The sequence below is a fragment of the Marinospirillum celere genome, assembly GCF_900112235.1.
Classification (GTDB): Bacteria; Pseudomonadota; Gammaproteobacteria; order Pseudomonadales; family Halomonadaceae; genus Marinospirillum; species Marinospirillum celere.
Genome location: NZ_FOLH01000004.1, coordinates 35,950 through 50,532, shown reverse-complemented (window position 1 = coordinate 50,532; position 14,583 = coordinate 35,950). Strand labels below are relative to the sequence as shown.

The 14,583-nt window shown below is 49.3% G+C and carries 11 protein-coding genes; 2 read left to right on the top strand and 9 right to left on the bottom strand.

All coding sequences use genetic code 11. The features are described from left to right. Positions 1 to 38 precede the first annotated feature (38 nt). The 3 genes from BM185_RS09850 to BM185_RS09840 all read right to left on the bottom strand — a co-directional run bounded on the left by BM185_RS09850 (position 39) and on the right by BM185_RS09840 (position 5,555). A complete protein-coding gene (locus BM185_RS09850; protein ID WP_091962886.1) occupies positions 39 to 2,186 on the bottom strand; it encodes an EAL domain-containing protein in 2,148 nt (715 codons plus the stop codon). Further along, on the bottom strand, positions 2,179 to 4,842 hold the full coding sequence (locus BM185_RS09845) for a PAS domain S-box protein (protein ID WP_091962884.1): 2,664 nt from the start codon (positions 4,840 to 4,842) through the stop codon (positions 2,179 to 2,181). Before BM185_RS09845 ends, BM185_RS09850 begins: the two co-directional genes overlap by 8 nt. A 98-nt stretch (positions 4,843 to 4,940) precedes the next feature. After that, the gene (locus tag BM185_RS09840; protein ID WP_091962881.1) at positions 4,941 to 5,555 is read right to left on the bottom strand and encodes a response regulator transcription factor; all 615 of its coding nucleotides are present in this window, start codon (positions 5,553 to 5,555) and stop codon (positions 4,941 to 4,943) included. A 76-nt stretch (positions 5,556 to 5,631) separates the two neighbouring features. On the opposite strand from BM185_RS09840, the gene BM185_RS09835 reads away from it, so the two are divergent. Then, positions 5,632 to 7,332, top strand: a complete 1,701-nt coding sequence (locus tag BM185_RS09835; protein ID WP_091962878.1) for an HD domain-containing phosphohydrolase — start codon at positions 5,632 to 5,634, stop codon at positions 7,330 to 7,332. A gap of 7 nt (positions 7,333 to 7,339) precedes the next feature. On the opposite strand, the gene BM185_RS09830 is transcribed toward BM185_RS09835, so the two are convergent. Both BM185_RS09830 and BM185_RS09825 read right to left on the bottom strand, forming a co-directional pair. Continuing rightward, complete coding sequence (locus tag BM185_RS09830) at positions 7,340 to 9,298, bottom strand: methyl-accepting chemotaxis protein (protein WP_091962876.1); 1,959 nt, start codon at positions 9,296 to 9,298, stop codon at positions 7,340 to 7,342. 155 nt (positions 9,299 to 9,453) lie between these two features. Then, complete coding sequence (locus BM185_RS09825) at positions 9,454 to 9,996, bottom strand: hypothetical protein (RefSeq protein WP_091962873.1); 543 nt, start codon at positions 9,994 to 9,996, stop codon at positions 9,454 to 9,456. A gap of 198 nt (positions 9,997 to 10,194) precedes the next feature. On the opposite strand from BM185_RS09825, the gene BM185_RS09820 reads away from it, so the two are divergent. Beyond that, positions 10,195 to 11,010, top strand: coding sequence for a response regulator (locus BM185_RS09820; protein ID WP_091962871.1), 816 nt, complete (start codon positions 10,195 to 10,197; stop codon positions 11,008 to 11,010). On the opposite strand, the gene phoR is transcribed toward BM185_RS09820, so the two are convergent. From phoR to BM185_RS09800, 4 genes are all read right to left on the bottom strand, one after another. Next, on the bottom strand, positions 11,007 to 12,302 hold the full coding sequence (gene phoR, locus BM185_RS09815; RefSeq protein ID WP_091962869.1) for a phosphate regulon sensor histidine kinase PhoR: 1,296 nt from the start codon (positions 12,300 to 12,302) through the stop codon (positions 11,007 to 11,009). The genes BM185_RS09820 and phoR overlap by 4 nt on opposite strands. Before the next feature lie 18 nt (positions 12,303 to 12,320). Beyond that, positions 12,321 to 13,010: a phosphate regulon transcriptional regulator PhoB gene (phoB, locus tag BM185_RS09810; RefSeq protein ID WP_091963870.1), complete on the bottom strand. Its 690-nt coding sequence runs from the start codon at positions 13,008 to 13,010 to the stop codon at positions 12,321 to 12,323. A 74-nt stretch (positions 13,011 to 13,084) separates the two neighbouring features. Then, positions 13,085 to 13,966 (bottom strand): 4-hydroxybenzoate octaprenyltransferase, encoded by an 882-nt coding sequence (gene ubiA / locus BM185_RS09805; protein WP_091962866.1) that lies wholly within the window; start codon positions 13,964 to 13,966, stop codon positions 13,085 to 13,087. Between the two features lie 4 nt (positions 13,967 to 13,970). Beyond that, on the bottom strand, positions 13,971 to 14,540 hold the full coding sequence (locus tag BM185_RS09800) for a chorismate--pyruvate lyase family protein (RefSeq protein WP_091962864.1): 570 nt from the start codon (positions 14,538 to 14,540) through the stop codon (positions 13,971 to 13,973). Positions 14,541 to 14,583 lie beyond the last annotated feature (43 nt).

Sequence of the window (14,583 nt, the reverse complement as noted above, 5' to 3'; positions counted from 1 at the left end):
AATTGCCCAAAAAGCTTAGCAGAAACCTACCGGTTTTTTCATGATTTTTTCAAAGGCGGCTGACTGGCGTAGAGCTGCTGGTCAGCCAACAGGTAGAGCTTTTCCCATTGGTAGTCATCATCTTTTTGAACACTGGCCAGGCCATACTCGTAAGTGAATACCTGGGGTGGCTCACCTTGACCATTGATTTGCTGGGTCAGCATGTACAAAAGCTCCAGGCGGGTGGTAATGGCTTCAGGGCTTTCATCCAGGAGTAGAACCACAAATTCAGCACCACCAAGGCGGGCAAGCAGGTCGGTATCTCTAAAGCTGGCTTGGAGCAGTTGTGAGAAGTTTTCCAATAGCTGATCACCCGCCGGTAAACCTTCTGCCTTGTTGACCAGGCGCAGGTTGTCCAAATGAATGGCAATAAGAGTGACCGGTAATTGATGTTCACGGGCCAGTGCCAAAAGCTGAGGGGCCCTTTGTTCAAAAGCCGGACGACTAACCAGCTCAGTAATTTTGTCCTGGTAGAGGCTGTCATAGGCGGCAAGTTCATATTCCACCAAACGGGCCAAGTCTTCGAGGAGTTGAATTTGCTTGTCCGAAAAGTAACGTGGCTTGTGATCCAGAATGCACAAAGTGCCTAGCTTGTAGCCTTCTGCTGAACGGATCGGATGACCTGCATAAAACTTGATTTCCGGGTCATAGGGCAGATTTTTTTTATTCGCTGCCCAACTACTGATAAAGCTTTCATCGGCAATGAAGGTTTGATCCTGCTGAATGGCAAGATTGCAGAGGGCTTGGGATCTGGGCGTTTGCAGTAGCTCTGTGCCCACCTTGGATTTAAACCACTGGCGGTCACGATCAACCAGGGAAACCAGGCTGATAGGAACATCAAAAAATTTCCTGGCTAACAGAGTCACCCGATCAAAGCGCTCTTCTGGTGGTGTATCCAAAATCTTGAGCTGCTGGAGATTTCTCAGTCGCTGCTCTTCCAAATAACGGCCATGCTCTTCCAGCCAGTTAGGAATAGCTGTTGGGGGCTGAGGGCGTCCCAGGTAAAAGCCCTGGGCGGCATCACAGCCCTGGTCTTTAAGCAGCTGTAGTGTCTCTTGATCTTCAATGCCTTCAGCAGTCACGCGAATATTCAGAGAGTGGGCCAGATCTATAATGGCTTTAACAACCAGGCGCGACTCTAGGCTGGCTAGGGCTGACAGTACAAAGGTTTTGTCGATTTTCAGTTCTGAAAAGGGTAGGCGCACCAATTGTTGAATGGATGAAAAACCGATGCCAAAGTCATCAATGGAAACCTGAAAGCCTTTAATACGCAGACGGGTCAGGGTTTCCATGGAATAGGTGGGATCTTCCATGGCAGCGGTTTCTGTGAGTTCCAAAACAATTTCATGAGGGGCAACCTGGTGTTCCTGGCAAAGAGCCTCCAGGGTGATGAACAGCTGCTCATTGCTTAGAGACTTTGCAGAAAGGTTGATTGAAAGGTGGAGATCATTGGGACTGAGCTCTTGATCAATAAACTTCGTGTGCTGATTTTTGAAACTTCCAAACCAGGATAGAGCCTGCTGCATAATTTGTTCAGTTAGCGGATCAATCAGGTCTTCGGCTTCGGCCTGAGCGATAAAGTTTTCTGGTGGCACGCTGCCTTCGGTTGGATGCCGCCAGCGCGCCAGGGCTTCAAAGCCAATCAATTGGCCAGAGCTGCAGCTGATTTTGGGCTGGAAAGCGAGACTGAGTTGTTGCTGATCAATTAGCTGTAAAAGATCCTGACGACTGGGCAAGTACTTGGCAGTATCGATTTGATCAACACTGGGTACAGGCGCGGGCGTTCGGTTCAGTAATTCAAACAGCTCTTTGCTGGTAAAAGGTTTGGGCAGGGTGCCTAGGAGTTTGAGCTGGCGAGCTGCAGCAGAGCGGGCCGCAGCATCAAGAACGCGGCTACCAACACCGCTGGTAATAATAATGCTCGAGGAGGTCTCCAGGCGAGTCATTTCTGTCAAAACCTCGACCCCATCCATAGGGCTCATCACCAGATCCAAAATAACGATCTGAGGTTGCCAACTGGTGAGTAAACGAAAAAACATGTCTGAAGAGCTGGTGAACTCGACTTCATAGCCGGCAAACTCAGCCAGGCTTTTCAGAGTTTTTCCGGTGAGTTCGTCATCATCCAGAATAAGCAGCTTGTCAGTCATCTTGCTTCGCCTTGTATTGCGCTTTTTTTAGCGCGTCTTGAATTCTTTCCAGGAGCTCCTGGCGATGATAGGGCTTGTTGAGCAGGTCGATGCCGATACCTGAAGCCGCGGCATCAACCAGTGCATTTTCAGTATAGCCAGAGGTAAAAATGACGGGTAGACCAGGCTGGAGCTCCAGAGCTGCTTCAGCTAATTGCAAACCATTCAGTTGTCCCGGCATGATGACATCAGTGAAGAGTAAATCAAAAGTGTCGCCTTTTTGGAAAAGAGCTAGGGCTTGCTCGCCATTTTCGGCAGTGGTGACCCGGTAGCCTGCTGCTTTCAATTGGCTGGCAGCAAAATTTCTGACCAGTGCATTATCTTCAACCACCAATAAAGTTTCCTGGCCTTGAGTGTCTGCATTTTCGGGTAGAGTGACCGGAGGTAGGTCTGCCACTGTTTGTTCTTGAGAAGTTGCCCGAGGAATAAAAACAGAAAAGCAGCTGCCTTCTCCCGGTTTGGAGTTAACCGTTAGGTGTCCACCGGATTGTTTAATAAAGCCAAACGCCATGCTCAGGCCCAGACCTGTTCCCCGGGTTTTGTCTTTGGTGGTGAAGAAGGGGTCAAAAATTTTACTCAGAATATCAGGATGAATGCCGCTACCTTCATCGGTGACCAGCATAGCGACATAATCACCTGGAGTTACTTCCGGGTTGAGTTGTGCATAGTGACTATCCAAATAGACATTGCGTGTTTCCAGAGTGATTTTGCCGCCCAGTGGTGAAGCATCCCGAGCATTGATGATTAAATTGAGTAGCGTGTTTTCTAGTTGGCTGGGGTCTATTCCGGCCAGCCATAAATCGTCTTTTAAATTAACCTCTAATTGATAGCGCTCACCGAGCGAGGAGTTAATCAAAGCCTGCATATCAAGAATCAACTGATTAACCTGAATAGTTTGCGGTTTGAGAGTTTGTTTGCGAGCAAAAGTTAGTAGGCTGCGGGTAAGTTGGGCGCCTCTTTCTGCAGCCAGTACAGCAGTTTTTGCTAATGCCTGCAGACGAGGCTGATCGGCAAGCTGTTCATCCAAGAGCTCGGTGTTGCCGGAAATAACAGTCAGCAGATTGTTGAAGTCATGGGCAATACCTCCAGTCAATTGACCTATAGACTCCATGCGTTGAGCATGGCTCAGCTGCAATTGTATCTGTTTTTGATCAGTGATATCCCTTTCAACGGCTACCCAATGGGTATACCAGCCTTTGTCATTTGCAAGTGGAACGATATTTAAATCAAACCAGAACTCTTCACCGTTTTTTTTGTAATTTAATAGCTGGCCACTAACTGGCTGCCATAGACGCAGCGCATCGCCCATACGTTTGACTTCTATGGGGTCGGTATTCGGGCCTTGTAGAAAGCGGGGGGATTTACCTAAGGCTTCCTCTCTACTGTAGCCAGTTATACGTTCAAAGGCATCATTGACGTAAACAATTTTAGGGCCGGGATAGCTGATAGGTTCAGCCTCGGTGATGATAATGACATCATTGAGGCGGGAAACTGCGGTTCTCAGTAGATTTAACTCTTGTTGCGCTTGATGCTCTTTGGTGATGTTGCGGAAGTAAACCGATACTCCATCATTAAAAGGATAGAGGCTGACAAGATACCAGTCTCCAGTAGCGATCTGCTGTTCAAAAGTATTACTGAGTCCCGTTGCTCTTGTTTGCTGAATGCGAGGAATCACTTCTGGATTTTTGTAGACCAAAGGCTGGTCCACAAAAGCTTGATGCAGCAACGCAGATGCATTCACGCCCAGGGTTTCAGCAGCAGTGCTGTTAACATAAGTGAAGTGCAGGTTTTTATCCAAGGTGAAAAAGCCGTCGGAAATACTTTCCAGTACCGCATTCAATCTTGAAACCAACTGATCTTTTTCCCGCATTAGCTGCTTTTGGTTACTGATATCCACCGAGGAGCCCAGCCAGCTTTTGATTTTCCCCTGTTCGTCTTTGATCGGCTGTGCCTGGAGTAGATACCAAGAGTAGTTGCCATCCGGCTGGCGAAAACGATGCTCAACTTCATAGCTATGACCATACTTCAGGGCTTCGGACCAGGCAGCCGCTGTTTTTTCCTGGTCATCTGGATGCAGATAACTGATCCAGTTCTCCATTAGTTCTTGCTTGCTGATCCCTGCCGTTTGAATCATCTGTGGGCTGGTGTAGTCAATCCGTCCATCTGGGCTGGCTGTCCAGATACTAATAGGCAGGGTTTCTGCAAGCGAAAGAAAGTATTCACGCGTTTCCTGTGCCTCCTTTATGGCTGCTTCCAGCTCTTCCTGCTGGCGCTTCTGCTCTTGTCCATGGTCGTGAATTTGCTTAAGCAGATAGCCAGTTGCTAAGAGTACCAGGCAAGACAGCAACCGGTTGGCCAGGACATAAACGTGTGCAAAACCTTCAGGTGGGGGTGGTGACAGGAAATAGCCCAGCACCACCAGTCCAAGAGTCACCAGTGTTGTCGGCCAAATCCAGTGTTCTTGTTGAAGGCGATGAACCAGCAATAGCAAGGGTACGTAGAGAAAGCCATGAGCAAAGCCGAGCTGTGTTAAAGGCTCACTAAATAGTATCAGGGCCATGAAGGTCAGCAGCATAAGGATAGAAAGCAATTGCTGACTGGACTGGTGAGGGCTCATGGCAGTGGGTCCTTTGCTGACTAGGTAGATTTACCTAATAAAAATGTGGTTTTCACGAATGTTTTTTTGGGCGCTCAAGGTCAACACTGTTTCCAGTATCAGTGAGTCAGTTCTGCAAGTACAACCAAACGTGTGAGCTGGGCAATAGAGTGAATATTCAGCTTCTTGAAAATATTGGATTTGTGGGCTTCAACCGTACGAATGCTGACGTGTAATTGCTTGGAAATATCAGCAGCAGTGAGGCCATCAGCAGCCAGGATCGCAACCTGACGTTCCTTTTCGGACAGGCAGGCCAGTTGATCCCTAGCTTGCTGGTAAAGAGCCGTTTTTTGGAAGCGTTCTTGATGCTGTTGGATGGCATCACGAACGGTTTCGACCAGCAGGTCATTGGAGATGGGTTTTTGTATCAGCGTAAAGGCCCCATCCGACATGGCCCTTACCGTGGTCGCAACATCGGCATTGCCGGTGTAGATGATGACCGGAAGCTGCAGTTGGCGCTTGGCCAGATGGCGCTGTAATTCCAGGCCGCTCATATGGGGCATGCGCAGGTCAAGAATCAGGCAGCCAGGTGCATCTGAAAGGTCCGTTGCCAGAAAATCTTCGGCCCGATTAAAGGTAAACACCTCAAAGCCTGCAAAGGTGAAGATGGAGTCCAGCGTAGAAAGGACAAGCTCATCGTCATCAACAATGTAGATATTGGCTTCGGTAGGCATGGAAACATCCTTGCTTTAAATATTGTGAACAAGTGGTCTGGTTTGTTAGCTGTTATTTGCAGCCCAGGAGTTGGTTATGAAAACTCAAGCAATTCATCACCAGTATGACGAAATTATATCAGGCGCTCTAGTTCAAAAGATTTTAACCACCTGCACTCAGGAGATGCAGCCCAGGGTTCAACCGCTGTATCAAGAGCGTACCCCTGCCTGTGATGACAAGTTTCGCATCAGTAGGTTTAGACTTGATCAGGACACCGGAACCCTACTCCTCAGTATCAAGGGCACAGGTAGCAGTTTGCAGCTGTTGGCACGTTCGCATTTGGTGACTTTGTTTTTACGTTATCAGCATCAACTACATCAAAGTGAAGCCCTTGAGGTTATTAAGACACAGGTTAGTCAAGATGGGTTGATTCTGCGCACTTGTTTGCCAGAAAATCTGGCCCGGGTTTTTCAGCGCTCTCATTTTAGAGTGCACCTGCCTGAAACCATGAAAGTTGAAACAGAGGTACGCCATCTGGGTAAAACCTATAAGGGTGAGTTGGTTGACCTTTCTTTTGGAGGTTGCCGCCTTGCTTTACCGATTCAATCCAGTCTTCTGCTGGGTGTTCAGCAGAAGGCTTTACAGGTAAAAATTATTTTTCCTTGTGGCGAGAGTTTTGTTGTTAAAACTGAAAAAGTGACCCTTTTGCCCAATAAAAATTTCAGTCAAGCTTTACTGGGATGCCGTTTTGAAGAGCAGGAAACAACTCAAAATCGCCGCTTAATGCGCTTTATTTTGGAAACAGAAAGAGAGGTGGCGCGTGTTAGCGGAACCCACAGGCGTACTCTGCTACCCTCTACCTTGTTTCAGGTTAAGGAAGAGCAGTCGGCTAAACTTGAAGAACCTGATTATCAGCAAGCTGCTCCCAAGACTAAAAGTGTTGGCCCACTCGCTGATCAGGTAGGGGCTCAAGCACTCATGCTGTTAGGGAAGGGGCACTTTAGTGGTTCTGAGCTACAAAAAACGGCGGGACGTTTAGTGGATGACTTACATCATAACCGTGATGCTTTGCAGTTGAAGCTTAGTAAGTCTGATGATATTCATCCAGTGATTCATCATACTCTTAGGGTGGCCGCGCGCTTTTTCCCCATGGCAGCAAAAATGGGGCTTAGTCATCACTATCATCAAGCCTTGATGGCTGCTTTGTTGCTTTCTGATATGAGTCGCCTGATTGCTGGCGGACGCACTTGCGCTAATTTAAATATTTTGGAGCTGATAGACCGTAATGCTCACAAAACGGCACTTTTACAAGTCATTCGAGGGCTTGGAAAGCTGCAGTGGATTCCGCGTAGTCTGGGTGAGTCCTTGATCGTTAATACCAATGAAAAAATAGATGGCAGTGGCTTTCCACGGGGTCTTAAAGGGCAAAAACTGGATAGTCTGACTCGGGGACTGTCTGTGGTGAAGTATCTGGATTGTTTGACGCAGCCGAATCAAGAAGGGCAGCGGCTTTCCTGGCAACAAGCTTACGAGCAGGTGCGCCAACAGCCAGATACCTATGACCTATTCAAGCTGGACCTCTTTATTCAATTGAATGGACTCTATCCAGTGGGTAGCTGTATTGCCTTTGAAAAAGGCCACCGCGCCTGGGTGACCCAAGTGGATAACCAAGGACAGCCCAGTGAGGTAGAGCTAATGACTTCAGCGCCCCCGGGTGAAGGACCAGTAGCCGGTGAGCGGGTAACCAGCCAGTATGCTCGCTCTCTGGGAAAAATCCTTGGTGAAGTGCAGTTTTAAAAGTCGATTAATCCTGTACGAGAACTTGGCGTACCCAGTCAATGCGATGGCTGACATCTTGGCGCAGTTCCTGGATTCGCTCTAGGGTTTGTTCTGCGCCAACTTCCATTTCCTTGATTTGCTGGCTAAAGGCATCAACCTGCTGGTGCTGGCGGGTGGATAACTCCCGGCCTTGGCTGGCCGTTTGCGAGGCCAGGTCAGAGCGCTGACTCAGGGTTTTGGCCGTTGATTGCATGTGTACAGCTAATTCTTTTTGATGTTCGGTCGCCTTGCCAACATTCTGAATATGCGCACTTAAACGACTGGTTGTTTGCTGTAAGGCTTCAAGTAAGCGGGTGGAATGGCTTACTGCGCCCTGAGTTTTCTGGGATAGTTGACGCACTTCATCGGCAACCACTGCAAATCCCCGGCCCTGCTCTCCGGCCCTGGCGGCTTCTATGGCTGCATTCAGAGCCAGTAGGTTGGTTTGATCAGAAATGCTACTGACTTCTTCCAGAATGCCCATTACTTCTTCAACAGCTTGAACCAGATCGGTGAGGGCTTGCTGACCTTCCTTGATATCCTCCAAGGCCTGGTCACCTGCGGTCACCACTTTCAAGGCGCTGGCTTCACTGGCTTGCATCATTTCAGCCGCTTCACTGGCAAAATCATGTACCTGGGTGGAGTTGCTGTTGACCTCTTCAGCCATCTCGCGAAGATTCACGCTGAATTGTCCTGAGTCTTCCAGTTGTCGGCGAGTTTGTAGAAAGCTGCTGCTCATTTGTTCAAAGCTGGTTAAAACTTGCTGTAAGGTTGCATTAACCTCTTCTAGCTGACTGTTCTTTTCTTCTTCTTTTTTCTGCATGCCAGTGATCAGCTGATTGAAGCGTTTGGCGATACGGCCCAGCTCGGTTTTGTCAGCTTCCATGTCCACCACCTGCAATTTGCCCTGCTTCACCAGGAGAGTCAGTGCTTTTTCCAGCTTGTGCAGATTGTTGATAACCACCTTTTGTTGAAAGAAATAAAGCATCAAAGCCATCACCAAAAGACTTAGCGCAAAAGCAAAAAATAAGGTTTTGACCTGCTTTTCAACCTGGTCCTTATTTTGATTGACCTCTTGCTGGCCTTGCAGAATGGCTTGCTCAAAGTCATCAATGAGTCCATTAACGGCTGCCAGGCTGGTGGTTCGGTCTTCACGCCACTGGCGAGAGCGGTCCATTTCGGCAGGGTAGCGGTTATGCAAATAGTTGAGCTGGCGCTCTATTTCATCGCCTTTTTCTTCTTGCTGGGCCTGGGATTGACGATTTCCCCAACCCATAAGGTCAGCCATGCTGTCGCTTTCAGTTGTTGGATAAATGCCGAGCCGAGGTAAATCACTCAAGGCTTGCAGGTGTTCATCGTAACCGGAGCGGGAAGCATCCAAAAGATCCAGGTGATTTTGACGGCCTGAAGTCCAGAAGTGCTCCCGGTAGGTTTTAATATTGGCTAGTTCGCGATACAGGGAGCTGGCAATCAGCAAATACTGATAGCCAGTTGCAGGGTCTTCTAGAGCAGCTTCTTGAGCATAGTCTTGCAGGCGCTGAATTTCAGCCAGGGTTTCCCGCTCGTTTTGATAAAGCAGACCCTGAGCATCACCTGCTAGTTTGCCAGCACCCAGGTATTCATTGGTGAGGCCGGAAATCAGTGCTTCTGAAGCAGGTTCAAGCTGTTGGGCGATACTTGCAGGCAGGCTGGGTAGAACCTGCTTTTGCAGGGCCTCCAAGTCTCTAACAGCTTCCAGTTGTTGAGAGGCATTGCCGGTTTCCAGATAATCACTAATCTTGCCACGAATGTCGACGGCAACCTGGCGGTGCAGATCAGCATAATCCAGAGCATTGATGAAAGCATGATTGAGCTGGGTAAGCCCCCAATAGAGGGTTAAGGCAAAACCCAGTGCTAATGCAGCGAGAAGGCTGCTTGCTAAACGAGTGATGGTAACGATGGGCATGAATACAAAACTCCGTTTTAAACAGGTGTAGCGAAGTTTATGGCATTAATATGTCATTTATTTGACAGGAGGGCAGGGTGGAAGAAATAAAAAAGCCCCAATCCTTTGGGGCAAGAGAGAAGAGAAAAACTGTTGGCTGAGATAGGCGCTAAGGCTTACTCATTGACTGCTTTAAATTTTTCAATCATGTGATCTGCCGGCTTACCGGAAGTATCATTGTTTTGTACATAAAAAACGGTTTGTCCGTCAGGACCGGCACCGATTTGGTTGACGTAGTAAAGTGGGTTGCTGGTACGAGTGGCATGCATGTCTTCCAGGCGCTCAAACACATAGATACGACCGTCGCGACGCATTTCACCATAAAAGTTGCCGCTGACTTCGACTTCACCATCAAAAATCTGAATGAAATCGATATCACCGGTTTTCTGGCTTTGTGCGCTGTTCAAGCCAAACACCATAGTTTGACCATCAGGTCCGCCACCAATCCGGGTACGGTGGTAGAGAGGTGTACGACCTTCTGCAGTTTGCAGATAGAGTTCCTGGTTATCGAACACATAGATGCGGCCGTTATCGTGATGAACTTCAAATAACTGAGTTTCTAAAGCGGCACTTGAAGAAGTGCTGTCTTGAGTTACACAAGCCGTCAACCCGGTCAGGGTTAAGGCAAGAGCGGCTACCTGAATGAATTTGTTGGGCATGATTCTTTTCCTGTCGTTGGGTTCATTTTCAGAAGCTGGACGTAGAGCCGTTCTGCTTGTCCTGCCGCTAACAATAAGCAGCCTGTGTTGCAGAAAAATGACAAGAGGAATACAGCTTGATGACATAGAGCGACTAAAGACATGCTGTTAAAAAACCATTAGCATTGTGTTCTTGAATGCAGCAATTTCCAGGTGCCCATGAAAAAAATTCGACTACTGACTATTGATGATGACAAGTTTATACGTCATCTGGTCCTTAAGACTCTGCGCTCTCAGTATTCATCTTTTGAGGTTATGGAAGCCGATAATGGCCGTCGGGGTCAGGCCATGTTGCAGCGCCATTCTTTTGACCTGGTGCTCTGTGATTGGGAAATGCCAGAAATGAATGGTTTGGAGCTCCTGAAATGGGTGCGCAGTGAAGAAAACCTCAAAGATCAACCCTTTATATTGGTCACCAGCCTGGATTCAAAAGATAACGTGGTTCAGGCAGTGGAAGCCGGCGTTGATGATTATATTGCCAAGCCGTTTACCCCAGAGCAGTTGTTTAACAAGGTGATGAAGCAACTGATTAAAAGTGGCCGTTTGACGCAGGAAGAAGCAGCCAGCCTGGTTCGTAAAGAAAGAATTGCTGCTTCCGGTGGTGCCGAGGTGCTGGCTGCCAGTAAGGCGCCTGCTAACAAGGCCAGTAAGCGTCAGGCTAACAGTCTGAAGGCTTTGTTAATGCAAGGGGAAGCGCGTGCTCCTGCTGCTCTACGGGATCTGGACCGGCGAGAGGCTTTGGTATTGGTCAAGCGCAGTGAAGTGCTGCCCGAAATTGGCAGTCCAGTACAGCTGGGGCTGATGACCACCGATGAAGACCCACCGCAAAAGCTGAGTTTAAAAGGCTATGTCGCCAGTTTGCAGCTGGCGGAGCGCAACCCGAATACGGATAATTTGTTTGTTCGGGTTCACTTTTTAAAGCAGGATACCGAAACTACTGAAGCCTTTACGCAGCTTTTAAATTCCCAGGCTTAAGGGCTGACCAGAAAAATACGGGTAACTGGAAGATGGCAGGTAAAACAGCTGCCCATACCCTGCTCACTGGAAATGCTTAAGCGTCCCTGATGGCGCAGCATCACATGCTTGACGATAGCCAGCCCCAAGCCGGTTCCCCCGGTGCTAGTCGCCCTGCCCTGATCAACCCGATAAAAGCGCTCGGTCAGACGGGGTAAATGCTGAGGATCAATCCCTGGTCCGTCATCGGTTACTTCCAAATGAGCACCGGCGCGATCATGGTACCAGCGAATCTGAATATGGCTGCCCGGCGGCGTATATTTGATGGCGTTGAAGATCAGGTTGGAAAAAGCACTGCGTAATTCTTTATCGGATGCATGAATGCGTAATTGGCGATCCACATCCAGTGAGATTTCGTGCTGATTGCCCGACAAGGCCAGAGCGTCACAACGGATGCTGTCTAGTAACTGATCGATAGCAACCGGTTCGACAGCTGTTTCCAAATCACTGGTTTCCAGACGTGACAGGGTTAACAGATCTTCAACCAAATGCTCCATGCGGGTCGATTGCTGGCGCATTAGGGTTAGCCCGCGCTGCCACTTGGTGGGTAGCTGCTCGGCATGGTCGCTGAAGGTTTCCAGATAGCCTGAAAGAACCGTTAAGGGTGTGCGCAGCTCGTGAGAAACATTGGCAATAAAATCCTGACGCATACGTTCGAGCCTTTGCATCCGGGTAAAATCACGAACCAATAAAAGTCGGTCATTTTCTCCAAACAGAGTGATCTGGTATTCCAGGGTGCGGCTTTCGGCTATGGGTGAAGGGAGGATCAAAGGCTCTTGATAGCTTTGTTTTTCAAAATAATCGACAAACCGGGGCTCGCGAATCAGGTGGGTTAGAGGCCGCCCCTGGTCGCTGGGACTGCGCAGGCCGAGTAAGCGCTCCGCAGCCCGGTTCCACCACTCAAGCTCACCTTTGGAATCAATCATGACCACGCCATCTGTTAGGGCCTGGCTGGATTCCTGAATGCGATCCAAAACCTGCTTCAAGCGCAGTTGCTGATTTTGTTGTTGGCGTTGGTAAGTATAAAGATTATCAAACACTACCCCCCAGACTCCCTGAGCTTCAGGTGGAAGCTGGTGGTTTTTTTGTTGCCAGCGAAGCAATTTGCCGAGTTGGTAAAGGTGGCGGCTTAGAAACAACAAGCTGATTGCTAAAGCAGCTTCGGTAGCGAGACCCAAGAACCAGCCAATGGCTGTAGCAAACAAAAGAAAAAACAGGAAATTTTTAATTTCCTTGCGTAATGCTGGAGCCATGCAGTAAATCCTTGGATATTAAGCCTGGGTAGAAAAACGGTAACCGGTTCCTCGGACAGTTTGCACCAAATGTTCGTGGCTGGCACCCAGGGCTTTGCGCAGGCGGCGAATGTGAACATCCACAGTGCGCTCTTCAACATAAACATTGCCACCCCAAACCTGATCAAGCAATTGGTTGCGAGTGTAAGCACGCTCCTGGTGAGTCATAAAAAACTGCAGGAGCCTAAATTCCGTGGGTCCAACTTCCAGAGGACTGCCGTTGGCTGTGACTCTATGGCTGACCGGATCAAGGCGCAGCCCTTCAACTTCAACCGGGTCTTCAACACCGGGTGGCGTGGTTCTTCTTAGTACGGCTTTTAAGCGGGCGACCAGTTCACGAGGTGAAAAAGGCTTGGTGATATAGTCATCGGCGCCGGCTTCCAGGCCGAGAATTTTATTATCCTCTTCACTGCGTGCGGTCAGCATGATGATTGGGATCTCGGCTGTTACTGGGTCTCTTTTCAACCTGCGGGCTAGTTCTATACCGCTGGTGCCCGGAAGCATCCAGTCGAGCAGAATCAGATCAGGCTGCTGATCGACTACCTGAGAATGGGCTTCAATGGCATCAGCCGCTTCCAGGTAGGCATAGTCTGCCATTTCCAACGCGACAGCGATCATCTCGCGAATGGGGGCTTCATCATCGACAATCAGAACAGTTTTGTTGCTCATAAGGGATTCCTGTAATGCATCCGGTTGTTTCAGCATCATTACACCCCTTAAAAATGACAATAAGATGACAGGGCTTAATTGAGCAGGTAATCCACAACCAGTCCGATAAAAACCAACATGCCCGCATAGTGATTATTCAGGAAGGCCTCTAAGCAGGGACCACGCTGGCGCTCCCGGATCAGCCACTGTTGCCAGCTAAACAGCAAAGCCATGCAGGCCAGGCCAATAAAGAAATAAAGACCCCGTTCAAAAGTCAGACCAGCAGCAATCAGCAAGCCCAGAGTGGCCAGCTGTAATACACCAATTGCTAAACGGTCATAATCGCCAAAAAAGACGGCGGTTGATTTAATACCAATTTTCAGATCATCCGGACGGTCTTCCATGGCATAGGCCGTGTCATAGGCAACGGTCCAAACCAGGTTGGCAGCAAAAATAAGCCAGAGAGCGGGTGGCAAGCTAGCTGTTTGTGCGGCAAACGCCATGGGAATGGCCCAGGAAAAAGCCGCACCCAGCACTACCTGGGGGAAGTGGGTGTAGCGTTTCATAAAAGGATAGCAGGCAGCCAGGGCCAAGCCTGCCGGCGTCAGTAGCAAGGTCAGGCTATTGGTAAAAAGTACCAGAATAAAGGCAGCAAGGCTTAAGAGCGCAAACAGAATCAGGGCTTCGCGTGCGGAAACTTCACCGGTCGCCAGAGGGCGCTTCTGGGTGCGTTCAACATGCCCGTCAAAATTACGGTCGGCATAATCATTGATCACACAGCCAGCGGCACGCATCAAAATAACACCCAACACAAAAATGACCAGGATATTCAGATCAGGCAGACCTTCAGCAGCAAACCAAAGCGCCCAGAGGGTGGGCCACATCAGCAGCCAGGTGCCGATGGGGCGATCCAAACGCATCAAACGTATGAAAGCAGGCAGGCGTTGATACCAGGGTGTATTGGCAGCAGTTGGCATCCTGTCAGTCTCCAAAAATTCCAGTAGTGGTTAGTTGCAGGCGCTCAGCCATGGCGGGTAGATAGTGTTCAGCGACCAGAAGCTTCAAGGAGGAAGCATAAAAACAGGACGCCCGACCCCAAAGGCTATCCAAGGGCAGCTGACCGGGTGCACAGAAGTTCAGTTGGCCCCGGCGAACCTGAGGGCTGGCAAACAACAGATGTCCCAGCGCTTGATCGCCCAGATGGGTTAGGCGTCTTAACAGGCTGCCACGGCTATCCAGAGGTAACAGGGAACGCGCAAACACCCAGGGTTGTTCATCCACTTCCAAGAGAACCTGACGAACCCAAACTCTTTGCTGGCGAACTTGAAGCCACTGGCGTTCACTTTCCTGAATAGGAGCAACCCCCTGGCTTAAAACCCTGACCCTAAAACTTCCCGTGGCTTGGTGTTGCAAGCGACGGGTCAGGGAACCGGTTTCCTGCAACCAGCTACGCCAAGAACCACTGGGAGCTCCAGTCAGAAAAGCGGCCGGCTGCCAGGCAGGTGCAGGCCAGTGGTTTAGTTGCAGAAGTTGCTCTTCGGTGACAGGCATGCTGGTCGTGTACCCTCCCCAGGGCTTTACTCTATAATGCAGC

Excerpts from the sequence above, each read along its gene's own strand:
- BM185_RS09850 (WP_091962886.1), bottom strand. The coding sequence starts at position 2,186 with ATGACTGACAAGCTGCTTATTCTGGATGATGACGAACTCACCGGAAAA.
- BM185_RS09845 (WP_091962884.1), bottom strand. The coding sequence starts at position 4,842 with ATGAGCCCTCACCAGTCCAGTCAGCAATTGCTTTCTATCCTTATGCTG.
- BM185_RS09840 (WP_091962881.1), bottom strand. The coding sequence starts at position 5,555 with ATGCCTACCGAAGCCAATATCTACATTGTTGATGACGATGAGCTTGTC.
- BM185_RS09835 (WP_091962878.1), top strand. The coding sequence starts at position 5,632 with ATGAAAACTCAAGCAATTCATCACCAGTATGACGAAATTATATCAGGC.
- BM185_RS09830 (WP_091962876.1), bottom strand. The coding sequence starts at position 9,298 with ATGCCCATCGTTACCATCACTCGTTTAGCAAGCAGCCTTCTCGCTGCA.
- BM185_RS09825 (WP_091962873.1), bottom strand. The coding sequence starts at position 9,996 with ATGCCCAACAAATTCATTCAGGTAGCCGCTCTTGCCTTAACCCTGACC.
- BM185_RS09820 (WP_091962871.1), top strand. The coding sequence starts at position 10,195 with ATGAAAAAAATTCGACTACTGACTATTGATGATGACAAGTTTATACGT.
- phoR (WP_091962869.1), bottom strand. The coding sequence starts at position 12,302 with ATGGCTCCAGCATTACGCAAGGAAATTAAAAATTTCCTGTTTTTTCTT.
- phoB (WP_091963870.1), bottom strand. The coding sequence starts at position 13,010 with ATGAGCAACAAAACTGTTCTGATTGTCGATGATGAAGCCCCCATTCGC.
- ubiA (WP_091962866.1), bottom strand. The coding sequence starts at position 13,966 with ATGCCAACTGCTGCCAATACACCCTGGTATCAACGCCTGCCTGCTTTC.
- BM185_RS09800 (WP_091962864.1), bottom strand. The coding sequence starts at position 14,540 with ATGCCTGTCACCGAAGAGCAACTTCTGCAACTAAACCACTGGCCTGCA.